Annotated in this window: 24 protein-coding genes; 12 read left to right on the top strand and 12 right to left on the bottom strand. The window is 33.5% G+C overall.

All coding sequences use genetic code 11. The features are described from left to right. Nucleotides 1–53: 53 nt before the first annotated feature. From tnaA to OQ292_RS25300, 6 genes are all read left to right on the top strand, one after another. Nucleotides 54–1,439 (top strand): tryptophanase TnaA, encoded by a 1,386-nt coding sequence (gene tnaA / locus OQ292_RS25325; RefSeq protein WP_284686976.1) that lies wholly within the window; start codon nucleotides 54–56, stop codon nucleotides 1,437–1,439. 312 nt (nucleotides 1,440–1,751) lie between these two features. Then, nucleotides 1,752–2,237: a response regulator gene (locus OQ292_RS25320; protein WP_284686975.1), complete on the top strand. Its 486-nt coding sequence runs from the start codon at nucleotides 1,752–1,754 to the stop codon at nucleotides 2,235–2,237. Nucleotides 2,238–2,411: 174 nt separating this feature from the next. Next, the gene (locus OQ292_RS25315) at nucleotides 2,412–3,326 is read left to right on the top strand and encodes a helix-turn-helix domain-containing protein (protein ID WP_284686974.1); all 915 of its coding nucleotides are present in this window, start codon (nucleotides 2,412–2,414) and stop codon (nucleotides 3,324–3,326) included. Nucleotides 3,327–3,391: 65 nt separating this feature from the next. Next, nucleotides 3,392–4,477, top strand: a complete 1,086-nt coding sequence (gene dctP, locus OQ292_RS25310) for a TRAP transporter substrate-binding protein DctP (RefSeq protein WP_284686973.1) — start codon at nucleotides 3,392–3,394, stop codon at nucleotides 4,475–4,477. A 143-nt stretch (nucleotides 4,478–4,620) separates the two neighbouring features. Continuing rightward, nucleotides 4,621–5,655, top strand: a complete 1,035-nt coding sequence (locus OQ292_RS25305; RefSeq protein WP_284686972.1) for an amidohydrolase family protein — start codon at nucleotides 4,621–4,623, stop codon at nucleotides 5,653–5,655. A 306-nt stretch (nucleotides 5,656–5,961) separates the two neighbouring features. Continuing rightward, the gene (locus tag OQ292_RS25300; RefSeq protein ID WP_284686971.1) at nucleotides 5,962–7,974 is read left to right on the top strand and encodes a M13 family metallopeptidase; all 2,013 of its coding nucleotides are present in this window, start codon (nucleotides 5,962–5,964) and stop codon (nucleotides 7,972–7,974) included. 60 nt (nucleotides 7,975–8,034) lie between these two features. Here the strand turns inward: OQ292_RS25300 and tatC are convergent, their stop codons facing one another. The 9 genes from tatC to OQ292_RS25255 all read right to left on the bottom strand — a co-directional run bounded on the left by tatC (nucleotide 8,035) and on the right by OQ292_RS25255 (nucleotide 17,454). After that, the gene (gene tatC, locus OQ292_RS25295) at nucleotides 8,035–8,967 is read right to left on the bottom strand and encodes a twin-arginine translocase subunit TatC (protein WP_284686970.1); all 933 of its coding nucleotides are present in this window, start codon (nucleotides 8,965–8,967) and stop codon (nucleotides 8,035–8,037) included. 143 nt (nucleotides 8,968–9,110) lie between these two features. Further along, the gene (locus tag OQ292_RS25290) at nucleotides 9,111–9,479 is read right to left on the bottom strand and encodes a hypothetical protein (RefSeq protein ID WP_284686969.1); all 369 of its coding nucleotides are present in this window, start codon (nucleotides 9,477–9,479) and stop codon (nucleotides 9,111–9,113) included. A 132-nt stretch (nucleotides 9,480–9,611) separates the two neighbouring features. Continuing rightward, complete coding sequence (locus OQ292_RS25285; RefSeq protein WP_284686968.1) at nucleotides 9,612–10,745, bottom strand: putative porin; 1,134 nt, start codon at nucleotides 10,743–10,745, stop codon at nucleotides 9,612–9,614. Between the two features lie 251 nt (nucleotides 10,746–10,996). Next, nucleotides 10,997–12,613 (bottom strand): ABC-F family ATP-binding cassette domain-containing protein, encoded by a 1,617-nt coding sequence (locus OQ292_RS25280; protein ID WP_284686967.1) that lies wholly within the window; start codon nucleotides 12,611–12,613, stop codon nucleotides 10,997–10,999. An 83-nt stretch (nucleotides 12,614–12,696) separates the two neighbouring features. Further along, nucleotides 12,697–13,656 carry a hypothetical protein gene (locus OQ292_RS25275; RefSeq protein WP_284686966.1) on the bottom strand — a complete coding sequence of 320 codons (960 nt, stop codon included), beginning with the start codon at nucleotides 13,654–13,656 and terminating at the stop codon, nucleotides 12,697–12,699. 100 nt (nucleotides 13,657–13,756) lie between these two features. Continuing rightward, nucleotides 13,757–14,170: a hypothetical protein gene (locus OQ292_RS25270; protein ID WP_284686965.1), complete on the bottom strand. Its 414-nt coding sequence runs from the start codon at nucleotides 14,168–14,170 to the stop codon at nucleotides 13,757–13,759. 26 nt (nucleotides 14,171–14,196) lie between these two features. Beyond that, nucleotides 14,197–15,891 carry an acetylxylan esterase gene (locus tag OQ292_RS25265; RefSeq protein WP_284686964.1) on the bottom strand — a complete coding sequence of 565 codons (1,695 nt, stop codon included), beginning with the start codon at nucleotides 15,889–15,891 and terminating at the stop codon, nucleotides 14,197–14,199. Nucleotides 15,892–16,087: 196 nt separating this feature from the next. Next, entirely contained in the window at nucleotides 16,088–16,507 is a 420-nt protein-coding gene (locus OQ292_RS25260; RefSeq protein WP_284686963.1) for a hypothetical protein, read from the bottom strand. 311 nt (nucleotides 16,508–16,818) lie between these two features. Beyond that, complete coding sequence (locus OQ292_RS25255; RefSeq protein ID WP_284686962.1) at nucleotides 16,819–17,454, bottom strand: MOSC domain-containing protein; 636 nt, start codon at nucleotides 17,452–17,454, stop codon at nucleotides 16,819–16,821. 359 nt (nucleotides 17,455–17,813) lie between these two features. On the opposite strand from OQ292_RS25255, the gene OQ292_RS25250 reads away from it, so the two are divergent. From OQ292_RS25250 to OQ292_RS25240, 3 genes are all read left to right on the top strand, one after another. Beyond that, nucleotides 17,814–18,698, top strand: coding sequence for an aldo/keto reductase (locus tag OQ292_RS25250; protein ID WP_284686961.1), 885 nt, complete (start codon nucleotides 17,814–17,816; stop codon nucleotides 18,696–18,698). A 113-nt stretch (nucleotides 18,699–18,811) separates the two neighbouring features. Further along, nucleotides 18,812–19,696 carry an NmrA family NAD(P)-binding protein gene (locus OQ292_RS25245; protein ID WP_284686960.1) on the top strand — a complete coding sequence of 295 codons (885 nt, stop codon included), beginning with the start codon at nucleotides 18,812–18,814 and terminating at the stop codon, nucleotides 19,694–19,696. Nucleotides 19,697–19,767: 71 nt separating this feature from the next. Continuing rightward, nucleotides 19,768–20,682, top strand: a complete 915-nt coding sequence (locus tag OQ292_RS25240) for a helix-turn-helix domain-containing protein (RefSeq protein ID WP_284686959.1) — start codon at nucleotides 19,768–19,770, stop codon at nucleotides 20,680–20,682. Nucleotides 20,683–20,699: 17 nt separating this feature from the next. Here the strand turns inward: OQ292_RS25240 and OQ292_RS25235 are convergent, their stop codons facing one another. The 3 genes from OQ292_RS25235 to OQ292_RS25225 all read right to left on the bottom strand — a co-directional run bounded on the left by OQ292_RS25235 (nucleotide 20,700) and on the right by OQ292_RS25225 (nucleotide 22,631). Continuing rightward, nucleotides 20,700–21,089, bottom strand: a complete 390-nt coding sequence (locus OQ292_RS25235) for a RidA family protein (RefSeq protein WP_284686958.1) — start codon at nucleotides 21,087–21,089, stop codon at nucleotides 20,700–20,702. Nucleotides 21,090–21,201: 112 nt separating this feature from the next. Then, nucleotides 21,202–21,765, bottom strand: coding sequence for a Crp/Fnr family transcriptional regulator (locus tag OQ292_RS25230; protein WP_284686957.1), 564 nt, complete (start codon nucleotides 21,763–21,765; stop codon nucleotides 21,202–21,204). A gap of 11 nt (nucleotides 21,766–21,776) precedes the next feature. After that, nucleotides 21,777–22,631, bottom strand: a complete 855-nt coding sequence (locus OQ292_RS25225; protein WP_284686956.1) for a hypothetical protein — start codon at nucleotides 22,629–22,631, stop codon at nucleotides 21,777–21,779. Nucleotides 22,632–22,863: 232 nt separating this feature from the next. Here OQ292_RS25225 and OQ292_RS25220 point away from each other — a divergent pair, with 232 nt between their 5' ends. The 3 genes from OQ292_RS25220 to OQ292_RS25210 all read left to right on the top strand — a co-directional run bounded on the left by OQ292_RS25220 (nucleotide 22,864) and on the right by OQ292_RS25210 (nucleotide 25,684). Then, nucleotides 22,864–23,796: a phytanoyl-CoA dioxygenase family protein gene (locus OQ292_RS25220; RefSeq protein WP_284686955.1), complete on the top strand. Its 933-nt coding sequence runs from the start codon at nucleotides 22,864–22,866 to the stop codon at nucleotides 23,794–23,796. A 42-nt stretch (nucleotides 23,797–23,838) separates the two neighbouring features. Continuing rightward, nucleotides 23,839–24,435 carry a hypothetical protein gene (locus OQ292_RS25215; RefSeq protein WP_284686954.1) on the top strand — a complete coding sequence of 199 codons (597 nt, stop codon included), beginning with the start codon at nucleotides 23,839–23,841 and terminating at the stop codon, nucleotides 24,433–24,435. A 139-nt stretch (nucleotides 24,436–24,574) separates the two neighbouring features. Then, complete coding sequence (locus OQ292_RS25210; RefSeq protein WP_284686953.1) at nucleotides 24,575–25,684, top strand: Gfo/Idh/MocA family protein; 1,110 nt, start codon at nucleotides 24,575–24,577, stop codon at nucleotides 25,682–25,684. Nucleotides 25,685–25,720 lie beyond the last annotated feature (36 nt).

Genomic DNA, 25,720 nt, shown 5'->3' with positions numbered 1-25,720 from the left:
GTATCAGAATTTTAATTAAAATCTTACAATTCAAACATTTAAAGAAGTTTAAAATGCAATTACCATATATAGAGCCCTATAAAATAAAAATGGTGGAATCGATCAAAAAATCTACTATTGAAGAACGTAAGCAATGGATTAAAGAAGCCAAGTATAACTTATTCAAGCTATCTAGTGACAAGGTAATTATCGATTTGCTTACAGATTCTGGTACAGGCGCCATGTCTGATATGCAATGGGCAGAAATGATGCAGGGTGACGAAAGTTATGCAGGTTCGCGTTCTTTCGAAAAACTACAATCTATGGTAAGAGATTTAACAGGTTTCCCATATTTTATACCGACTCATCAAGGTAGAGCAGCAGAAAACGTTTTGTTTTCTTCATTAGTGAAAGCGGGTGATTTGGTGCCCGGCAATTCTCATTTCGATACCACAAAAGGGCACATCGAATTTAGAAATGCAACTGCTGTAGATTGCACAATCGACGAAGCTTTTGATACCTCAAGCCTCCATCCTTTTAAAGGAAATGTAGATATACAAAAACTGCAAAATGTTATTGCATCCACGTCTTTAGAGAAGATCCCCTTTGTAATTTTAACATTAACCTGTAATACTGCTGGTGGTCAACCTGTATCGATGCAGAATATTCGAGAAGTATCTGAGCTTTGTAAGCAATATAATATTCCTTTATACTTCGACTCTGCTCGCTTTGCCGAGAATGCTTATTTCATTAAAGTGAGAGAAGAGGAGTTTGCAGATAAAACCATCAAAGAAATTGTAAAAGAAATGTTCTCTTACGGAGATGGCATGACGATGAGTGCAAAGAAAGATGGCATAGTAAACATGGGTGGTTTTATAAGTTTGAGAGATGCTCAAGTTTATCAGCAGTGTACCACTTTTAATATTATGTATGAAGGTTTTATTACATATGGTGGTATGTCGGGTCGCGATATGGGAGCATTAGCCTGCGGACTAGACGAAGCAACCGAGTTTGATTATTTAGAAAGCAGAATACAGCAAGTCCACTATTTAGGAAATAGATTAGTTGAATTTGGCGTACCCGTGCAACAACCATTTGGCGGCCATGCAATCTATGTAGATGCCGATAGGTTTGTGCCTAACATTGCTAAAACAGAATATCGTGCTCAAGCTCTGGCCATCGAGTTATATATCACTGCTGGTATTAGAGGAGTCGAAATCGGAACCATTATGGCTGATAGAGATCCGGTTACGAGAGATAACAGATATCCGAAATTAGAGTTGGTAAGATTGGCTATACCAAGACGAACTTACACACTTTCGCATATGGAATATGTAGCAGTTGCTTTAAAGAATATCTACGATACTCGCCACGAGGCAAAGTTTGGCTATGAAATAAAATGGGAAGCACCGATTATGCGCCATTTCACAGTCGAACTCGAAAAAATAGGAGTTAATTAAAATAGTAAATTTCTAGAAGGCTTTTACAAAAATATTTTTGAAAGTCTTCTAGGTTTATTCCTTCCCATACATCTCACAAAATCGCTACAATAAGCTTCCCACCTTATGAATCTCCGTTCTCTAAATATAAGTTTTTAGTGATATCAGTTTTATTTAAACATCTAACTTTTACGAATACCGGAGTATAGATATTAAGCAAATTAATTATTAAGTCGTGTGCAATTAAATTGCTTAAATAGTTGTTTAGTTTGGGATTCTTTGCACTATATTTAATCCATGAAAAAGGCTTAATATGATATATCGTTTAACAACATGCTAGAAATACAAAATATACTTTTATTGGAAGATTCTGAGGCGGATCAGATAATGATTAAGAGGTACTTATTTAGCGCTGGAATATTAGCGAATATAATAGCATGCGATAATAAAGAGTCTTTTAATAAAAACTTAAAGAATTTAAAACCAGATTTAGTTCTGTTAGATTACCATGTTCCTGGCTTTAACTACAATGAAGCTTTTAGTATTCTAAAAAAAATAAATCCTAACATTCCTGTAATTTATGTAACAGGAGTAATCCCTATAAATATAGCTTCTCAAACTAGTTTGGTAGATGCAGATGCTTTTGTTATAAAAGATAACTTGAGTGATTTACCACTGGTAGTACAAAGTGTTTATCTCCATAAAATAGCTAAAAATGGAAAAGATAAATCAACAAGTTTAGATGATTTAGATAAGCGTAAAAAGTTATTAGAGCTAATGAAAAGCAATAAAATCTTTATGGGATTTTTAAATAATTGAATGAGGAGTTTTCTGCTTTATAGGCAATTGAATACATCTTTTAAAATTTGACTACAACAAAGCTAGATTTGGTCACAAACTTAATTGTAGAAACCTCTTTATTTGCATAGATAGAACACAGAACTATTTACTTACTTCAAGAATAGTTTCTAGCAATGCTTAAATTAGAATACAATGAGAGATCAGGCAATTAATAGAATCAAATCTGTTTCTGAGTATCATAAACTCAAAGGACTTTCGAGTCCCGATCATCCTTTGATTAGCGTGATAGATTTTGCAACAATAAATAATGCTGTTGATGCAAAAAATACCACATTCATTTTTGATTTATATGCAATTGCCTTAAAGCGTGGCTTTAAAGGCAAAATGAAATACGGACAGCAAGAATATGATTTTGATGAAGGAGTATTGTCATTTATTGGTCCGGGGCAAGTGTTTTCTTTTGATGTACATCTAAATACTAATCTCTCAGGTTTTCTAATACTTTTTCATCCAGACTTTCTTTGGAATACGGCTTTAGCAAAATCAATTAAATCTTACGAGTTTTTTAACTATTCTGTAAACGAAGCTTTGTTTCTATCTTCTAAAGAAGAACATACGCTAAAGGTAATTACAGAAAATATTATAACAGAGTATAATAGCAATATTGATGAGTTTAGTCAACATCTAATTATTAACCAGTTAGAATCTTTTCTACTTTACTCAGATAGATTTTACCATAGACAGTTTTTAACTCGAAAAAAGAGTAGTAATGTTGTTATCAATCAATTTGAGGAAGTGCTGGAGGAGTATGTAAATAGTAATCAGATACTTGAACTTGGCATACCAACAGTTAAATTTCTTTCTCACTCTTTAAATATTTCATCTAACTATTTGAGCAGGCTATTAAAAACGCTTACCGGTAAATCTACACAGCAACATATACACGACAAACTTATAGATACAGCCAAGATTAAACTATCTACAACTAATTTATCTATTGGAGAAATTGCTATGGAATTAGGCTTTGAGCATTCTCAATCTTTTAGCAAATTATTTAAAGCAAAAACCAATTTTTCGCCAGTAGAGTTTAGGCAATCATTTGCTTAAATACCCTCGAAAGTTTCTAATAACTCCTTTGTAGAAGCTGAAATCAATTAATCAAATTTCATATTATGCTAATTATTCACAAGAAGTTTGTTCAGGTGAACTGGACTTGTTATGCAAAAATTAAAGCTTTTAGTCTTTTAATTCTAGCTATTTTATCCTTTAATCAATCTCTATTTGCACAGAAGGTTTTGGTCTATTCAGACCATCAGCCTTTAGAAGGTATGCGAACTAAATTTCTAAACGAAGTATTTTTTCCGGCAATCGAGAGAGAATCTAATGGAAGGTTAAAAGTAGAAAGCCATTGGAATGGAGAACTAGCTATTGCCTACGAAGCACTTGGAGCTGTGAGTGATGGAACCAAAGTAGATATGTCGACAGTAGTTCCTGAATATACGGCTAAAGAATTACCCTTACACCAGATTTTTAAGAGTTTTCCTGTAGGGCCATCTGGCAAAGATCAAGTAGCACTTTTTAGAAAAATATATGCAACTATACCTCAGTTTGCAACAGAATTGGATAACAATAACATTGTGAAAATCTTTCTAGGTACAGGTTATCCGGTTGGTTTTTTTAGTCGTGAGCCTTTAGCCAATATTGATGGACTAGAAGCTAATAAATGGAGGTCTGCGAGCTTTTGGCATCTTGACTATTTAAAGAATTTAGGTGCAATACCTGTAAGAATGCATTGGGGAAATGAAATATACGAAGCATTGCAAGAGAGTAAATTAGACGGTATAATGGTAAATGTAGATAGCGGATATAACTTAAAAGTATATGAACATGCACCGCACTTGTTGGTCTCTCAAAATTTGTGGTTGGGTCATTTGTACATGGTGACTATAAACAAAAAAACTTGGCAAGAGCTAAGCACAGAAGATCAGCAGGCGATACACAGAGCAGCTATGTATGCTTATAAATCTCTTGGTAAAGTAATGGACAAAAGTTTTAAGTTGCAGATGAAAGCCTTGGAAAAGGAGGGAACTTTAATTCGATATTTAAAAGCAGAAGAGCTTGAAAAAATTAAAACTGATTCTAAGTATACAGAGGTTCAAGATAATTGGGTAAAAGAACAAGCAGCACAAGGTAATATACAAGCTGCTGAAGTAATGGAAAAAGTGAGCGAATTAGTTAATGAAAGTGTGAAGAAGTAACCTGAAAATTCTTCACTGTTTTAGATATGTTACTATTCTGATATAAAAAGCGAGATTTTAAGCGAGTAAATTAGAATTCGTAGTTATTGTTATTATCTTAATATGATTGATAAAAGCCTCTCAATTAGGATATTAAAATAATCATGAAATTTTATTCCCCAACTTTGTTGATAGCTCTTCTATTGCTAACAACTTGTACAAAAACTAGTAATGAAACAAACACCCCTAAAAGCACCGAACTTTATAAAGGACCTATAATAGATATGCATATACATTCCATAGAAGAAAATGAGCTAAGTCCAGATTCTATGGCGATGTGTTTGCCTTTGTCTACGATAGTAGAACACTATGATCCCAAAGATGAATATGGGGATATATTCTGGGGAAATTTTAGTAATCCAGATTGTGAAAATCCAATTTGGTCTCCCACTACTTATGATGCATATATTGAAAGACTTAAAGGTCAAATTGATAAATACCAACTCAACGCAATTGTGAATGGGGCAATACCTACAAACCAAAAACTGATTGACTATTTCCCAGATAAACTTCAACATGCTTTGCAGTTCCGGATTAATAGAGACAGTATTTCTGTTGATAGTATCAAGACGCTACTTCAAAAATTTGATATTAAAGTACTTAGCGAAATCACAAATCAGTATGGTGGAATAGCTCCAAATGACCCACGTATGTTTCCTTATTATGAGTTGGCGCAAGAACTCGATATTCCAGTAGGTATACATATGGGTAGTGGTTTGCCCGGTACTCCATTATTTCTTTATCCAGATTATAGAGTGGAATTCTCTAATCCATTATTGTTGGAAGATGTGTTAAAGAAGTTTCCCAAACTTAGGATTGCAGTAATGCATTATGGAGAGCCTTTTATCGATGAGATGATAGCCATGATGGTTTCTTATCCGCAATTGTATGTTGAAATTGGAGGTATCATGTGGGCTTATCCTAAAGAATACTTTTATGAATATCATCTCAAAAAATTGGTTTTGGCAGGTTTTGGAAAGCGAATTCTATTCGGTTCTGATATGATTATCTGGCCAGAATTAATAGGTGAATCTATCTCGATTATTAATGAAGCACCCTTCTTAAGTTATGAACAAAAGGCAGATATATTTTATAATAATGCAGTAAGGTTTCTGCGACTTAATTCAATCGATAATTAAAACCTATAACATAGTATAAAATTGACGAATTAATGAAATTATCATGATAGGATTTTAAAGACCTACTTCAACTTTCACAGAAATCTCTTAATACAATTTCAGTCAGTTTTGAATCGCATTGTAGTAGCTTATTTTCTTAAAATTGATGGTTTTGTATTAAAATTTAAGAATTCAATTCTTCTTATTGGTACAAAATCTTTTTGCACACATTGTTATTGAAATTAGCTTTTTAAAAAAGGCTCAGATCTTCTAAAAATGCTTAATTTAGAAGATCAACAACAATCTAACAATGATTTTTAACTTACTATGAGACAGCTTTTAATTCTCATTCTTGCAGTAATCTCGTTGCAAGCATGTAACAAATCACCCGAGAAAAAAATTGTAGAAATTAAGGGTATCGATCCATCTTTACGTCCCGGAGATAACTTTTTCAGGTATGCAAATGGCATATGGTACGACTCTGCTCAAATACCATCGAACCAAGCAGGAGTAGGAGCCTATATGTTTATGAATTTCCCACAAAGAATGCGTTTATTGGGAATTTTAGATAGCATTTCTAAAGGTGATTTCCCAAAAGGTAGCGTTGAGCAAAAAGTAGGTGATTTCTATGCCTCTGGTATGGATACCGCAGCAATTAATAAGTTGGGGTACGAGCCTATCAAACCTATTTTCGCTGAGATTGATGCGATTTCTGACATTCCATCTCTAATGAAATATGTAGCTAATGCAGCAAAAGTCTATAACAATTCAATTATTGGCTTTCGAGTTTCTCCAGATGATAAAAATAGTAGCATGAACATAGCCAGTGTGCATCAAACTGGAATTGGTTTACCAGAAAGAGGCTACTATTTTAAATTAGATTCATCGACTACAACCATCCAACAAGCTTATAAAACGTATCTAACTGCACTGTTTAAACTTACTGGAAGCCCAAGTGCTGAAGCAGTAATGAATACAGAGATGGTTTATGATATTGAAAAGCAGATTGCTCGTTCGCATAGAACTAGGGTGGAACTTCGTGATGTAAAAGCTAATTATAATAAATTGGCAGTTACAGAGCTTGAGAAAATGCATCCGAATATAGCTTGGCCAACATTACTAGTAAATTTAGGTGCTCAAACAGATTCTATTGATGTAGGGCAACCTGCTTATTATGAAAAACTAAATGAGCTGCTCAGTACAATTCCTGTATCAGATTGGAAAGTATATTTAAAAGCACAATCGCTTACCAACTTTGCTGATTATTTAAGTCAACCTTTTGTAGATGCTTCGTTTGAATATTCTAAAATACTTACTGGGCAATCGGTACAAAAATCTCGTGGTGAAATTATTACCAGTGCTGTAGATCGCAATTTAGGTGATGCATTGGCGCAGTTGTATGTGAAGCAATATTTCCCAGAAGAAGCAAAGAAAAGAATGCTGGTTTTGGTAAATAATGTGCAAAAAGCTTATGCAAAAAGAATCGATAACCTTGAATGGATGAGCGATAGCACAAAGATAAAAGCAAAAGAAAAGCTTGCTGCTATTACTAAGAAAATTGGTTATCCTGATAAGTGGAAAGATTACAGCAGTGTAGAGGTGAATAGAGATACCTATTTTGAAAATATCATGTCGGCTTTGGCAGATAGATATCAGCGTCAGATTGATAAATTAGGAAAACCAGTAGATAAAGCTGAATGGTTTACCACGCCTCCAACGGTTACGGCTTACAATAATCCATCTGCTAATCAAATAGTTTTTCCTGCTGGTATTTTGCAACCTCCTTACTTCGATAACGAAGCTGATGATGCACTTAACTATGGTGGTATTGGCTTTGTAATTGGTCATGAATTTACCCATACTTTTGATGACCAAGGTGCACAGTTTGATAAAGAAGGTAATGTAAAAAACTGGTGGACAGAAGTAGATTACACAAAGTTTAAATCTAAAACAAAGCAAGTAATCGATTTGTATAGCACATTTACAGTATTAGACAGTATGCATGTAAATGGTGCAATGACTGTGGGAGAAAACACCGCAGATATTGCAGGGATTGCTGTTGCCTACGATGCATTTAAGATGACTGAGCAAGGGCAGGACACTACCAAGGTAGGAGGTTTTACACCAGATCAGCGATTCTTCCTTTCAGTTGCTAGAGTTTGGAAGGTAAAAATGAAAGATGAGTTCTTACATTTATGGCTGCACAACAATTCGCATTCACCACCAATGTGGCGTGTAAATGGTCCGTTGATGAACACAACTCCATTCTATGAAGCATTTAGTGTAACTCCAGAAGATAAGATGTATTTACCAGAAAGTGAAAGAATAACTATTTGGTAAAATGGAATAAACCCCCATTGATCTGAAGAGTATCGGTGGGGGTTATCTTTTTAATGTAGGCTATTTACTCATTGAGTAATATGCTTTTGATTTTTTCTTTTCTAATTGTGCGGAGAATCCCAATACTGTAAAGCACCATATTACACTTAAAAAATTGTTTAAGTTTTCTTTTGCAGCTTCTTTGTCAACTACAACGGATGAGATCATTATGCTAAATTCATATAATAAGTATAAGGGTAGTGCAAGAAAGATTTGAGACATAGGCTCTGGTGGAGTAATGATTGCACTAATTATCAATATTACTACAATGGCATGTTTTCTCAGAGCTTTTAGCATCTGTGGTGTGACTAATCCTATTTGTGAAAGGAAAAATATTACAATTGGTAACTGAAAAGCTATACCACAACTCAAAACTAGCATTGCTACAGTTTCGACATAAGAAGTTAAATCGATTTCATTAATAATGCTGCCACCATATACTATTTGGTAATTTCCTAAAAAGTTAATTGCAATTGGTGAAACTATAAAGTAGCCAAACGAAATACCTATTAAAAATAAGAATGAAACAAAAATAGTCGCGCCATTAGTTGCTTTAATTTCTTTTTCGTACAAACCGGGTTTTACAAATCTCCATATCTCCCAAAAAATATAAGGGAAGGTAAATACAACTGCTGTGATTAGTGAATAGAAAATATGCATCGTGAATTGCCCAGACATTTTTCTGTTTTGCACACTAAACCCTAATTCATCAATACATAGATCAGGAATCCCCAATGTGTTACTGATATTGCAGAACATTTGATAAGAGACAAATTCTATTTTTGAAGGTCCCATTATGATTGTTTCAAAAAAGAATTCTGGAAATGAGAAGGCTAAAATAAAAAAAACTACGAGTGCAATTACAGACCTTATTAAGTGCCATCTTAATTCTTCAAGATGATCTAAAAATGTCATTTCACCTCCATAAGACAAGGGATGTTTTTTGTTTTCCATTAAAAAAACTGGTTTGTGTTTTCAAAAAATCGCTAACCAAATTATGGTGTAACTAAAAAAAATAAATATAATACTAAATAGGCATAAAATGGCTATAGATAATAATTTTGATAACACATAGTCATTTTCTTAACTCACATCAACTATCTAATCTTAATCAATTCTCCATCGTCAAAACCTGTAGTAAGTGCTTTGGCTTTTCTTACAAGGGTCTTATTCAATGCACCTTCTTTTTCTAATTCTTTTAAAGCAGTTTCTGCAATCTCAAGCACATTTTCCCAACTTTCATCTTGCATATCATCAGGAAGTTTAAGGTATCTATAATCTTTGGTAGGCAAATCAAAAATTGCCCAATTGTCGTCCTCTTCTGAATATTCGAATCCTCCAACTAAGTACATTTTATATCCTTCGTCACTTTCGATTAAACCGAAATTAAATACAATCACTTGTTCTGGAGGTGTTCCATCTTGTTTTTCAATATTTTGGAGCCAATCAAGTATTTCTTTTTTCATATAATTTCTTAAAATATTTTTTGAGTTGTTACTATTTAGTTCATGAACCTATCTCTTATAAATCAGTCGAAAACCGCGCGAAAGATAAACATTAAACTAGCAGTTACCAACTAAATATATCAGTGAACAAATTTACAACTGCACATCTAAATCTAGTCGAATTCTACTGCCGGTTTCTTTAGAGATTCCATAAGGGACTAATTGTTCTACGACATAATATTTCATTTTGAGAATCGCTTTTTTATCAATCATAAAACCTAGTACTAATTCAATTCCTTTAAGGTTGGTGAGTCTGCCATCTGGTGAGCCTGAAGAGGAATAATCCCACCTAGCCCAATCGTTTTGTGCCATAAAATCTACAGCCGAATATTGTTGTAGGTAGGCATAACTGGCTTCTAATATCCACTTGCCTTTTTCTGATAGTTTTCCATACTTTAAGCCCAATACAAAACCTGTATTTTGTCCTTTCAAATTAGAGGGGATTGAATCATTTTGGGTATAATCTTGAAAGTTGTTATAGTAATCAAACTCCACTTTTAGTGGTGCTGTTCGCAGTAGTTGTAGCCTAGTACCTATATGAAATATAGAATAATCTATTTCATAAGTTTCATTTCCATCTGGAATGTTAGGTATATTTTTAAATAGGTATAATGATGGAAATATTTCGAAGCGATTTTTCAAAAAAGCAATATGCATTTGCAAACCTTGAAAGTAAGCATCTTGATTGAATGATGCACCTGAAGCCGACATAATAAAATGACCTGCTTTTATGTTTACAGCATCTATTATGTTTGATTTAACTGGAAAATTTTTCCCTACAAAAACACCTTCGGGGAAAACATTATCACTCCAAAATAGCTCATTATTCTTTTCGAAAGGGTAAGTGTTTTTACCTAATGAAAATTCAAAAGTTGACCATTTACCAACAAAGTATAATTTTTCTAAGCCGATAGGCAAGGTTCCAAACTCTTTAAATCCTTCGCCTAAAGTTAATTGTGGGTCTTGTTGTTTGTTTGGGTTTCCTGTTCTTATTCTAAAACCAGTGTTGTACCATTTTTCTGCATACGTTATTCCAGCTCTTAAGCGATAACGAAACCTTGTACGATCGTCTCGATAGGTACCATCAGACTTTTTAGAATTCCAATCTTGTTCGATTCGGAATCGAAAATCAGATTCAAAACTCAATTTAGATATAAGTGAATCTAGTTGAGCAAATAAGGCTACAGGCATTAAAAACAATAACACCGTAAGGGAAATTTTTTTCATTATACTGCCAAAAGTAAATGTTTAAGCCATGCTTTATTTTTTGTGCTTCCCTGTTAATCCAATAAATAGCTAGAGCAGATTGCTAGAATTTTGCGAGTTTTCTTTGCAAACTGCCAGCGCTAAAATTAATACTTTTCTCAAGAATAGAAACCTATTTCAATAAAGGAATGAAATTTAAATGAGTATTCAACTAAAATAAAAACCTGCCTTTAAAAGACAGGTTTTCCATATTTCAATATTATGTAATTCTATTATTTATATAACTCTTCGCGCTGAGCAAGTATACCCTCGTCTGAGATATAATCATCGTAAGCCATCAATTTATCTAAATAGCCATTAGGAGAAATTTCGATAATACGATTGGCAACTGTATGTGTAAACTCATGGTCATGCGATGTAAACAGTACTGTGCCAGGGAAATCTCTCAAGCCATTATTAAATGCAGTGATCGATTCCAAATCTAAGTGGTTTGTTGGTTCATCCAATATCAAAAGATTCGCACCTGTAAGCATCATTCTAGAAATCATACAACGCACTTTTTCACCTCCCGAAAGTACATTGGCTTGCTTGAGCGACTCTTGACCTGAGAAAAGCATTTTGCCTAAAAAGCCTCTCATATACACTTCGTCTTTTTCACCTGGTGCGTATTGTCTTAGCCAATCGATTAGATTATAATCGACATTAAAATATTCTTCGTTTTCGTTTGGCAGGTATGCTTTAGTAATTGTTTGCCCAAACTGATAGTCACCCGAATCTGCTTCTAGTTCTTCATTAAGAATTTGGAATAAAGCAGTAAGTGCCATGCTGTCTTTACTCAGAAATGCAATTTTATCTCCTTTATTAACATTGAAATCCAAACCTTTAAAAAGGACTTCGTCACCTAATGACTTACTCAAATTTTCTACTTTCAAAATTTGGTCGCCAGCTTCTCTGTCTGGAGTAAAGATGATTGCTGGATACTTTCTGTTAGAAGGTTGAATGTCATCAACATTAATTTTATCTAACAGTTTTCTTCTCGATGTAGCCTGTTTAGATTTAGAAGCATTCGCACTAAATCTGGCAATAAACTCTTGTAGTTCTTTCTTTTTAGCCTCAGCCTTTTTGTTAGCAGACGAACGTTGAGCCAATGCCAATTGGCTAGACTGATACCAAAATGAATAGTTACCTGTAAATAACTTAATTGCACCAAAGTCGATATCTACGATATGAGTACAAACAGTATCTAAAAAGTGCCTATCGTGAGAGACAACAATTACTGTATTTTTAAAGTCTAATAGGAAGTCTTCTAACCAAGTTACTGTCTGTAAATCTAAATCGTTAGTAGGTTCATCAAGTACCAAAACATCTGGATTTCCAAAGAGTGCTTGTGCAAGTAGCACACGTACTTTGTGCGTACCACTCAACTCTTTTAACGGATTATAATGATCTGCTTCGGTAATGCCTAAGCCGCTAAGTAGTGCCGCTGCGTCAGATTCTGCATTCCAACCATCCATTTCGGCAAATTGTGCTTCTAGTTCCGATGCGCGAATTCCATCTGCTTCGGAAAAATCAGGTCTAGCATATACTTCTTCTTTCTCTTTGATTATTTGCCAAAGTTTGGTGTGCCCCATAAGCACCGTATCCAAAACGCTGAATTCATCAAACTCAAAGTGATTTTGCTTTAAAACCGCCATTCTTTTGCCTGGTTCAATACTAACCGAACCAGAGTTAGGGCTAATTTCTCCTGCTAATATTTTTAAAAATGTAGATTTTCCTGCTCCATTCGCACCAATTACTCCATAGCAATTGTTGCCTGCAAATTTTATATTAACCTCATCAAAGAGGACTCTTTTTCCATACTGTAAAGAAATATTCTGGACTGTAATCATATTTTACTCTTCTGATTTTTATTAAAGTGCAAAGGTAAGGGCTTACATTTAATATGCTTCAATGATTTGCAGATATAATCAAATTAGTTTGAAACATTAACTGTATTGGGTTGAATATTGTAGTAAATGGTCCTTTTTAGATTGTTTTTGGCTTTAGAATTTAATTTATCTATCAACTCAAAGTAGTTTGTAATTGTGAGTTGCTCTGATATATGAATAAAATATTGAGTAGAGTCAATTAGTAAATCAATCTTATGAAAATCAATTGAGCCGATTATATAAACATCTTTAGTCCTTTTATACTCAATAACACCCAATTGTTTTGGAGGAAGGTTTGAAAGTTTGTTCTCATGAAGAAATCTCATAAAAATAGTTTCATCAATATTTACATTATCTATTATACTGTAAAATTCATCAAATGAATGATTGTCAGTTATAAGTTCGACTTTTTTAAATCCACTGTATTTTAACCAACAATATGTTTCTATCAAATCATTGAAATTAACACCTTTTCCTATATAAATATATGTTATTTGATTAGAGCTGTGATTATCAATTAAATATTCATGTAAATCATCTAACTCTGTGGTGAGATCATTTAAAATAACTTTAGTCTTTCCACCATCTTTAATTAGATGAATAATGTTTGAATTATTAATAGTACTAAGTTTTTTAGTTGATTTCCAACCTATTAACTGGTATGGTTGAATTAATAGAGCATTTTCTGAGGGTGATTTTATAAACTTGTTACCTGCAAATAAGATAATACTATCAGATTCGATTATAAAAGGATATTGCACTTTTATTCCTTTTTCGCAAGTTAAATAAATACTATCATTAGCGATTTTAAAAATAGAAGTCTGACTAAAATTAAAACGATCTAAGACTTGTAAAGAATTGTTTCTAAATATTAATTCATCAGGAAAGAATTGATTTTCAATTTCATTATTATAGTCAATTTGCCAATTACCTTCAATCACGTTTTTCTTTCCACAAGCATTAAAAATAGCTGCAAAGCAAAATATGATAAGAAATCGATCCATTTTTCTTTGTTTTTTGACTTTTATACAGCATTATAATTGACTTTAAAGGAAAAGGAACAATTATCTAATAAAGAATTTACTAATAGTTGATTATTCAGCATTATAGTAAGTCTAACCAGATGTTCTTTTCATCAGCTTTTTTATATAAAACATTTAATCTCTTTTGAATTTGTTTGTCTGCTTTTTTGTAATCACGAGTTGACCATTCTGCTCCAAGGCAATTTACTGATCTATCAATCATTATCAATTTAATTTTAGATTGATCTGATATCACTAGTTTTTCACTTGTAAGTCCAATAAAAGAAAAATATAATGAATCACCTTTATTTGATTTAATTTCGAACATACCACTCTCATCACTAAAGACTTGTAGATTTGATGTTAAATTTTTTATTTCTACACCTATTAAATCAGACAAATTATCATCAATAATTTTACCTCTAATAGTATATTCTTGGCCATAAATTGAATTAGAGCTTAACAATATGATTAATAATAAAAGTGTCTTTTTCATTCTGATATGTGTCAATTAAATATCACTCAAAACTCAAACTGTTTCTTAAAAAATGCCATCATTTCTTTTTTCCAGTTAGATTCTCCAATGTGACTATCGTTCGGGAAAATCTTAAATTGCGTTGGTGCTGTAATGTCATTATAGGCAGAAAATCCCAATCTAGGTGGGCAATCGTCATCTGCTAGTCCGGTGATATACAAGGTTTGGCACTGGATGTTTTTTGCGAAATACTTTGTATCGAAAAAGTCAAATGTATTTATACCTTCTTCAAAAGTGCATTTGTTGTCGTAATAATTGAGATAACTATTCAATTCATCTTGGATGAGGGTACGAATTCTTATATGATTTTTCAAATCAGTAGGAAAAGGATCACCATAGGCACATGCGCTGATATGTTCTGCTGCTAAAGATGCTGTCATTATCGTAAGTCCACCTCCCTGACTGCTTCCCATTACACCAATTTTTGATTGATCAACTTCATCACGAGTGAATAAGAAATCTACAGCGCGAATACAATCCATAAAAATTTGTCGATAAGCAATTTTATTCACATCGCAGATTTCGTAACCGAAAAATCCCGGTGCTGGAAATTCAGTTTCGAAAGATTTTGCACTTAAACCATGTCCTCTTACACAAAGTGCTAACTCAATTACATCATCTTGCACAGAAAGAAATTCATCCAAGTTTTCAAAACCATAACCATAGCCCGGTAAGTTTAAAATGGCAGGGAACTTCCCTTTTTTCTTCGGCGTAAAGTAATAACCATAGATTGTTACATTGCCAATAGATTGCATTTGTACAATGTATCCATCTCGCTTTTCCGTGCTTAGCTCATCTTTTCTTTCAACCTTAAATTTAGGTGTAACAGTTTTGAGTTCTTCTAAAGCATTATTCCAATATTGGCTATAACCATCTGGTTGCGTGGAAACAGCTTGAATCTCTGTTGGAGAAACAGTAAAGAAACTGGTCGCACCTGTGTAAGCATTATCTTTTAAAATGGCTGTTATTGAATAAAACCCTGCTTGCAGATTTTCTGTTGCCAAGTTAATTTTTTCGCTTTGCTGCCCTTTTTTTACTGTTAGCTTTTTAACTAGTAAAGTATCGTGGTAATCGTTTTCAATTACTATTTCTGCAAATCCTTTGGTATTGGCATAAATATCTAAATCGAATTTAACTTCACTTGGTTTGTTGAAGAGATGGTTCTCAGGCTCGAATTGAATGTCGATTGCTGAGTTTGAAATTGAATCTGCATAAAATTTCACAGCATTATGATTTTTGCCACCTGTATAAGCGTAGTTATCGCATTGAATGGAAATGCTATTCTCTTGATTGAATTTTAAATACTTTGCGGGAATATTAAACTTCCTTGATTTATATTCTGGAGTTGCAGACCAAATGAAATCAGTACTAAAATCTCCATCGATATAATGATCATTAATATGAATGCTTTCCACATGGGCAAGCAAGGTCACTTCTAAAACATAATCGCTAGATTTTTTTGCTTTAGGGACAAAAAATGTGGTTTGCAGATTTCCCGATGGTTTAAGGTAGGAGACTCCTTGTCTTTCCCAAGAAAAAAGCAGATTGATGGGAGTTGATTTTTCTGTTACTGTATCAGAATTGTAAACTAGCTGCCAATCAAAAGGAATAAAGTTTTGGGCGAAACCTATCGTTGTAGTAAGGTTAAAAAATATATAGGCAATTATGTGTTTTTTGATCATTTTTCTATAAAGTAAGAATTATTCTGCTGGTGAAATTTTTTTAAATATTAGCCAGTGTAAATAGCCTACTATATGTAGTTATGATCAAATTTAGCATAATTTATTTATATTTTTTGGGTATTTTTTGGAGTAAAAAAACATAAATAAATACAGGCTTTAGGTTTTGATTATCATTTAATGACAAGCGTTACAAAACTCACCTATTATTTTCAATTTTATATTTTCGCCCGATAAAAGCGCATCTGTTTGTTATATTCCAAAAACTGTATCCTACTTTTCCTGATGGTATATTCCAATAAATAATTTCCCCATCTTTTTTTCTTAGTCCAAAATCTGAATAATAACCCTCATGTTTTACACTAACTGGAAGGTTATTTTTAAGATCAACAATTCTATTTTTATACCCCATATGTTGATCAAAATCTTTATAATTCACTCTTTTATATTTAGGATTCAAGAAAATGAATTGTTCAGTTGTGTTTATGATGGGAACTTTATTTTTAATTTCAAGAATATAAACAGGATTTTCTAAATCACTTATACCAAACTTTGTACAAATAAGGTCTTTTTTCTTGGGGAGGTAAACCACTAAATAAAGCAAATCTATCTTTGCCATTACTTATAATTTTGTTTCCATCACTATATTTCAAAAACCAGAACTCCATTTGTTCTTTAATTTCTGTTGTGGTCTTAATTATCTTATCCATTAAGTTTAGCAGCCTTTTAGTTGAGAATATTGGAAGCAGGTTTATAGAAAGTTGGCTTATCGATAAAGCTAAGAATCGTATTCAATACTATAATGGAAGTATTATATACATACAGTAAAATTGCAAATTTAAATATAAAGCTAAAGTAAACACCCAAATTGATTGTAGTAAGAAATGGGACTGATTAGACTCCCAGTTAAGTCTAATCAGTTTTATGTATTTATTGAATCAAACTAGTAAGCCAAACTCTTTTCTTTTTAGGTATAGCAGTACTGGTTGCAGCAATTTTTAATAGCTCTTGGTTTTTATCTTTAGAAAATACAAGCTCAAATAATTCTGCAACAGTTAAACTGTTTTTTGCTCTTTCAACTAGCGTAAAGCTATCGCCAATATTTACTTCTCCTTCTTCGAGAATACTTAAATAAGTACCACCAAAGCCATGTTCTATAAACTGCTTAATTACTTGAGGTGTGCCAAATTTATAACCTAGTTTGTAACAAGGTTCTCTGTATTGAGATACTTGAACCAACGCTTCGCCAGCTTTGTAAATATCGCCGAGGTAGACTTCTCTTTCATCAAAATCAGCTACGGTTAGGTTTTCGCCAAACATTCCCCAACTCCAATCTAAATCTGGATACAATTTTTGCCAATATGGATATTGCTCAGCAGAGAAAATGTAGCAAGCTTTGTAATATCCTGCGTGATTCAAACGGTTGGATATGTGGTCGTTGATTACATCATTTTTAGTCAAAAAAATCGGTTTCCCAGTCGGTTTTTTAAAAATGCCAGTAGTTTCTTCTTTGCCATTCCACATAAAAGGTGTTGGCTTGCCTAAATTGGTCGAGATTATTTTCATGGTGTTTTTGGAGTTGAGAAGATTAGTTTTATTTCATTTCTGTATTTAGAATATGTAGCAGAAGCACTTCTTACTACAGTTCTTTCAACACTTAACAATGTGTAAAAAGTTTACAGCTCAACTAAAATAATGGTATTTGAGTAATTTTTAGCTTTAATGGGGAAAGCATATTTAATCAACCCCATCTAAGAGTTATTCTCATATACGAAACCTTATATTCGACTACAACAAGCATAGATTTAACTACATCCGATTTTGAATATTTGATGAACTTTGTATTACAGAAAATTTAGTTCGATCTGATGATTTCAGAATCATTCGAATTAAACAACACATTGTAATTAGAAAAGCAAAACAACATGGAAATAAGTAAAACAATAACCATAGGCGCAAAAACCAATCATTCATTCACAATCAAAAGGTTTGGATACGGCACAATGCGATTAACAGGCAATTTTGTTTGGGGTGAACCCAAAAATAGACCAGAAGCTATTGAGATTTTACAAACAGCAATCTCAAAAGGAATCTATTTTCTTGATACGGCAGATTTCTATGGTCAAGATGTTACCAATAGATTGATTGCAGAAGCACTACATCCTTATCACGAAGAATTACTGATCTGTACCAAAGTAGGTGCGTGTAGAGGTGCAGACAAAAGTTGGAGAACATTTGACAAACCTGAAAACCTAAGAGCAAGCATTGAAAACAACTTACAGACATTAAAACTTGAAAGCTTACCTTTGGTGCATTTGAGAGTAATGACACACTCTACTACACCTTTTGAAGAAGCCTTGCAAGCGATGTTCGAAATGCAACAAGAAGGTAAAATACTTCATGTTGGATTGAGCAATGTAAGTGAAGAGGAGCTCAAAACAGCACTAACAATGGGAAATATTGCCAGTGTAGAAAATGCTTTTGGCTATGGGCAAAGAACTAGTTTTGTTTCGCATAATCAGGAATATAGGGGTTTGCAGGAGGTAATGGATTTATGCATTGAGCACGAAATTCCTATGATCCCATTTTGGTCTTTACAGAATGCGTCTGCGGCAGCGAGTACCGATAAAATTTCAGTGATTGCAGAAAAGTACCAAGCAACACCTGCTCAAATAAACTTGGCTTGGCTTCTACATCTTAATGATTTGATTTTGCCAATTCCGGGTACATCTAAATTGAAACATTTCGAAGAGAACATTCAGGCTTTTGATATCTCACTGAGCCAAGAAGATATGGATTTTCTGGCTTAATGTGCTTGTATATCATTAAAACTCAATAATCACCAACAAAGACTTAGTGATTGTGCTAAGTCTTTCCCCACCCATCAATAATAAAATTTATACACATCAAAAAAAATATATTTATGGAAATTGTAGTAACTGGTTCTTTAGGAAACATAAGTAAACCGCTTGCCCAAAAATTGATAAAGAACAACCATTCGGTAACAATTATCAGTAGTAGTGCGGATAGAAAAAATGAGATAGAAGCAATAGGAGCTAAAGCAGCAATTGGTTCATTACAAGATGCAGCGTTTTTAACTTCTACTTTTAATGGGTCGGATGCAGTTTACGCGATGATCCCACCCAATTTCTCATCACCAGATATCTTATCGCATTACAGAGCTATTGGTAAAAGCTATGCAGAAGCAATAGAAAAATCTGGTGTAAAGAAAGTAGTTCAATTGAGTAGTTGGGGCGCTCATTTGCCCAAAGGAACTGGGCCGATTGTGGGTTCTTATCTTGTAGAGCAAATACTCAACGAATTGCAAGGTGTAAACATTTGCTACTTGAGGCCTGCATCATTTTATTATAATTTAAATCACTTTATCCCGATGATAAAAGCAGCGGGTTTTATTGGGTCAAATTATGGCGATACTGATAAGCTGGTGATGGTTGCGCCACAAGATATTGCCGATGCCGCTATTGAAGAAATAGAAAACGAAACTACAGGTAAAAAGATAAGATATGTGGCTAGCGATGAGCGCACTTGTAATGAGATTGCTGCTGTTTTAGGAGCTGCTATTGGTAAGCCTGATTTGCAATGGAAGCTATTTACAGATGAACAAACACAATCTGCAATGGAAAATAACCATGTACCTTCACAATTTGCAGCGCTTTGGGTGGAACTAAATGCAGCGATACATAGTGGAATTATTAGGGAAGATTACGACCTTAACAAACCAGCAATGGGAAAGGTGAAAACCGAAGATTACGCAAAGGAATTTGCAAGCGTATTTAATGGACAATAAATATCGTATTATAGGCTAAACATTGAAGTGTAATCGCTTAAAGAAGTTGAATTACATTTTTGAGACGTATTATGGAAAATAAAAAACTAGATAGATACAAAACGATCAGTCAATTTCATAAGTCTAGAGATTTGCCTAATCCAGATCATCCATTAATTAGCGTGATTGATGTAAAGGATATCAGAAATCATTATCAGCCGATTAATATGATTCTGGATTACTATTCAATTTCTTTAAAGCGAAACTTCTCCAGTAAATTCATTTATGGTCAAAATGAGTATGATTACGACGATGGTGTGATGTATTTCATCTCACCAAATCAAATTTTTAAGATAGAGCATAGCAAAGATGAACTGTTAAAACAGACTGGCTGGTTGTTGTTAATTCATCCAGATTTTTTGTGGAATACCTCATTAGCTAATACCATTAAGCAGTATGAATATTTTGGCTATTCGGTAAATGAAGCATTATTTCTTTCAGATAAAGAAGAAGGAATTATCAATAACATCATCCAAAATATTAAAGATGAGTCTCATGCTAATATTGATGTTTTTACTCAAAAAATAATCCTTTCGCACATCGAAACTTTGCTAAACTATGCAGAGCGTTTTTACCAAAGGCAGTTTATTACCCGTAAAAAGTCTAATCACAAAATACTTGAGCGATTAGAAACTTTACTAACCGATTATTTTAATCGAGACGATTTGGTAATTAATGGATTGCCAAGTGTGCAATCTATTGCTGAACAATTGCATGTTTCACCAAACTATTTGAGTGGTTTGTTAAAAGTGCTTACAGGGCAAAGTACTCAGCAACATATACAAGGGAAGTTAATTGAAAAGGCAAAAGAAAAGCTTTCTACCACAGATTTAACTGTAAGTGAAATAGCCTATATTTTAGGTTTTGAGCATTCACAAAGCTTTAGTAAACTGTTTAAAACAAAGACTAATCTTTCGCCACTAGAATTTAGACAATCGTTTAAGTGAGTGAGTCTTAGTAATTGTTATTTAACTACAGTCGCTTCTAGCTCTACTTTGAGTGATTCAAACAGACTTTTTACTTCAAATAAAGTACTTGCTTGTTTGATGTTATGCTTGCTTATCCATTCTTGAAATATATCGAAGTGATTAAACAACTCTTCGCTAGAAGTGGTATAAACATTTAGTCTAACAATATTTTCACAAAGGTAACCAGCATCATTAATTACTTTCTCTAGGTTTTGAATGGCAAGTATGAGTTGGGTTTTCATATTGGCATTGCTCGAAATGCCCTGATCATCTATGGCTGTTTGCCCCGAAACATATAATGTCCCTTGTACATTTGTTGTTTCAACTGCTTGTACATAACTACGTTCATCTTGCCACTGCCAAGGGTTTATTACTTTTTTCTCCATCTTGTTTAATTTAACATTGAGTTTTTAGTTGATGCAATACTTATTTGATTGCACAACAAAACTATGGGCTTGGCAAAAGACAAACCTGTGACTTAGATCACTATTCTATTTTCTATGAATAAAGTCTGCTAAGTGTTTCTCTTGATACACCTAAATATGTGGCTAATTGTGTTTTAGATACTCGTTGGAGTAGGGAAGGGTATTGAGTTATAAGTTGTTCGTAACGCTCTTTTGCATTTGTGGTAAGTAAAGATAAAATCCGTTGTTGTGAGCCGATAAATCCTAAATTTGATTTCTGTAAAAAGAAACTCTGCATTTTAGGCATCTCTTCACATAAAGACTGATACGATTCTAACGATAAGCTGAGCAATTGAGAATCTTCGAGACATTGCAAATACATACTTGCTTTTGATTGTGTAAATAGCGCATAAAAATCACTTTCCCACCAATCTTCCATTGCAAAAGACACTATATGTTCATTGGCTGAATCATCTATGTAAACCAATTTTAGCAATCCTGCCACTACAAAATATGCATGCTGTACTTTGTCTCCTTTTTTGAAGACGTATTGATTCTTCTTAAACTCAACCAAAGAGAAATGAGAAAACACAAAGTCAAATTCTTCGTCAGTAAGTGAGATTGTTTTCTCAAAGTGATCTCTTAAAACTGCTTGCATAGATATTTGAATTATCTTTTATAACTCACAGCTAGCGTAAATGCTGGTGCTCTTAATACATCATTACCAGAAACACCACCGCCAATAGCTCCCCAAAGTGTAATGTGCTCTTTAATTCCATAACCAACTTTTAAACTGTAAGCTGCATATTCGAGATTGTTGGTATACAAACCTGTTTCTATTGCATTTCCATCATCGTGGTTTCCATCTTCAAAAGATTGTAAAACTTGAAACTGACCAATTACATCAACAAGCTTTTTCACTTTGGTTCCTAATTGTATGTTGGAGTAAAATTGAGTGCTATAATCATTTGTGCGAAAGTTGGTGCCAATATCGAAGGCAGACCAAAAACCACTTGCTCCATAGCCTATGTGGAAAGAAGGAGCTAAACCCCATGCGTCTACACCCGTTTGTAAACCTGTTTTATCTTCTCTACTAGCAGTATTTAAATCGGTTCTCAATTGAACAGAATAAACCCATGTAGCATTCTGTTTGAGTCCATAAATAAATGCAAAACTTGCATTGCCTAAACTAATTAAATTACCGGCTGGAAGTGTGTTTCCTGTAAAGCCTGAAGAAACAATTTCGTCACCAGTTTGTACAAACTTAATGGGGATTGTTCCAACTACTGTCAATTTATCTGTGATTCCGTGTTCATGGTAAAGCTGCAAAGTTCGATCAGATACTTTTCTTACCAAATCGAGCGGGTCTCCACTATTATTATACTTGCTTTCACCTACAATCGAAGAATAAGCTATTTGAGAATAACTTCCTCCTTTTTTTTGAACCCATGCTTGTGCAAAACAATCACTAGAGTAAATCCCGCTTAATATCAGTAAAAATAGTATTAATCTAAGCTTGTTCATGTCTAATATTTTAATCTGATCCATACGATTTATACAAGCTTATTCTTAATGATAAAGTTTTCTTTGATTGATTTCTTTTTAAAGCAAAGATGTATGGCCTTTCAGATTCTTAAATAAAACCCCAATTTAAATTTCTACAATCTCAAAAATTGATTTGATAAACTGTATTTATCTAAGTTCTTTAATGATTTCATATCTCATAATTAATTAAATTGAATGAAAATTTAGACTCATGAAAAATACTGATCAGAAAGAAATTAAAAGAAATCCGGCTTTGTCGAAGTCTAGTAAAGTCAAATTGAGTGACCGCAGTAAAAATGAACCGCTTCGAGTTTTAAGTGAAGATGATTGGAAGTTTTGGATAGAAAATGGGTATATAGTTGTCAAAAATGCGATTCCGGCAGCACAAGCAAAAAAGCTTACTGATTTTTTGTGGGAATACGAAGGTAAAAATCCAGAAGACCCGGAGACTTGGTACAAACCAACACTCGAAATAAAAATGGCAGAATTGAATAACACAGGTATGGTTGAGGTTTACAATCATCAATACATGTGGGATAATCGCTCTTATCCAAGGGTGCATCAAGCATTTGCAGATATTTGGGGAACAGAAAAGTTATGGGTAAGTATAGACAGAGCTAACCTAAATTTCCCGATTCGTCCTGGTCATGAATATAAGGGTTTTATACATTGGGATTACGATCCCGAAACGAAACCACAAAATGTGCAAGGAGTGTTGGCTTTAGTAGATCAGACAGATGAAAACATGGGGGGCTTTCAATGTATTCCAGAATTATTTAGAACTTATGATACTTGGAAATTGACTCAGCCTAAAGACCGCAACTATTTTAAACCAGATACAACTGGGTTTACACCAACCAAAGTAAAAATGGAAGCTGGTGATTTGCTGATTTTTAATAGTTCTCAGCCACATGGTATTAGGCCGAATAATAGTGATAAGGTTCGAGTAGCACAATACATTTCGATGATGCCCGCAGAAGAAGAGAACCTAGACATGAAAGAATGGCGAATCCGTTGTTGGCGAGAAAAAATAACTCCAGAAGGTTATGCATTTCCTGGTGATCCTTTGCATAGAGAGAAACAGCATTCAGTGGCTGAACTCTCTGACTTAGGCAGAAAGTTATTAGGTTTAGACAAATGGTAGAAGTTGATATATTTATGCAAATAATTAGCATAACCATAAAACATGAATGATTTAAAAAGGGTAATTCTAGAAACAGTTACTTGGGTTAGAAAAGTAAATCCTGATTTTGAGAAAAACTATTATCGCTCAGACGAACTGAAACCTCTATCTTGTAAAGGTTATTTAGATTTACCTAAAGAAGAATTTTATAAATTGATTGCTAAGCGAAGTAATTACTTGCACGAAAATAAAATTGAGCTTTTAACCGAAAGTGAAGTTGTTGAGCTAGGTTCACTAATCTGGAGTGATCCAGAAGACAGTGTATATGATGGAGGTGCTGAGTTTTATGCACAAGGGCTTTATGATGTAAGTGAATGTCCACCTTGGGATACATGGATTGCAAAAGGTAAAGATTTTGCAGCGTTTAATCATCTAGGAAATGCTATTTTATCTTGGTTACCAAAAGAACATTTTAATAAATTTTATAGTGGTAAAGCTATATCTATTATGGACAATATGGATTGGATTTTAAAACTTGGCAGAGTAAATCCATTTCTTCAAACAATTATAGGTAAACCTGAAAATTTAATTTTTGAAGAACCTCCAATTAAGTGGAATACTGATAAACTGGTAGATATCAATAATGATAGATGGGCATAATATTATATCCATCAAACAGAAATATTAATCTATAGTCGTAGTAGTAAAAACTATAAAATGTGTTAGATTACACGATTTAGCAGGAGCATAGCTTACTTTTTTATTTTTCCAATTACCAACCTAATAGACAAACAAAAGCATGATTAAATATAAAATCCTTTGTGTAGTATTCCTTCAATTTTTATATACAAATCTCTTTAGCCAAAATGAGCCTTTAAAAATAGGAGTAGTGGGTTTAACACATTCGCATGTGCATGGTATTTTAAATAGAAACAAATCACATAAAGAGTTTGAGATAGTTGGTATTGTAGAACCAAATAAAGATTTAGCAAAACGATATTCAGAGCAGTATAATTACTCTATGGATATTGTTTATAATACAATAGAGGAAATGATTAAAGCTAAAAAACCTGAGGCTGTAACTGCTTTTGGTAATATATATGATCACCTAAAGATTGTTGAAGTTTGTGCGCCAGCTGGTATTCATGTGATGGTAGAAAAGCCTTTAGCTGTAAGTTTAGATCATGCTAAAAAAATGGAAAAGTTGGTAGATAAGCATGGAATACACTTATTGACCAATTTTGAAACCACTTGGTATCCGACAAACCAAAAAGCCTATGAATTAATACAACAAGATACAATTATTGGAGACCTCAGAAAAATAGTTGTGAGAGATGGACACAAAGGTCCAAAGAAAATAGGAGTGAATAAAGAGTTCTTAGAGTGGTTAACCGATCCAGAATTAAATGGTGGAGGCGCAATTACAGACTTTGGATGTTACGGAGCAAATCTGCTAACTTGGATTATGGAAGGTAAAAAGCCAAACAGTGTAACTGCGATTACAGCCCAACAACAACCTGAAAATAACCCGAAGGTGGATGATGAAGCAATTATACTTTTGTCTTATGATAATTTAGTTGCCATAATTCAAGCATCTTGGAACTGGCCAATTGGTAGAAAAGATATGGAAATTTATGGCTTGAAAGGCGCCATCTATTCTGATAACAAACATGATTTGAGAGTACGAATTACTACTGGTTATGATTCGTTTGATGAAGAACAAATGGAATTGCCAGATAGAAAATACCCTTATAATGATCCTTTTGTTTATCTAGCATCTGTAATTCATGGTGATATCAAGACAGAAAAGTACGATTTATCTTCTTTAGAGAATAATTTAATTGTAGTTGAAATTTTAGATGCTGCTATTAGAAGTGCTCAGTTGAATAAAACCATTGAATTAAAATGATTTCGAACTGAGCATAAGAATTCGCAATTTATACCT

Source organism: Chondrinema litorale (genome assembly GCF_026250525.1).
In the GTDB taxonomy this organism is placed as follows: Bacteria; Bacteroidota; Bacteroidia; order Cytophagales; family Flammeovirgaceae; genus Chondrinema; species Chondrinema litorale.
The sequence above is the reverse complement of the archived record's forward strand: the minus strand, read 5'-3'. Positions and strand labels throughout refer to the sequence as shown.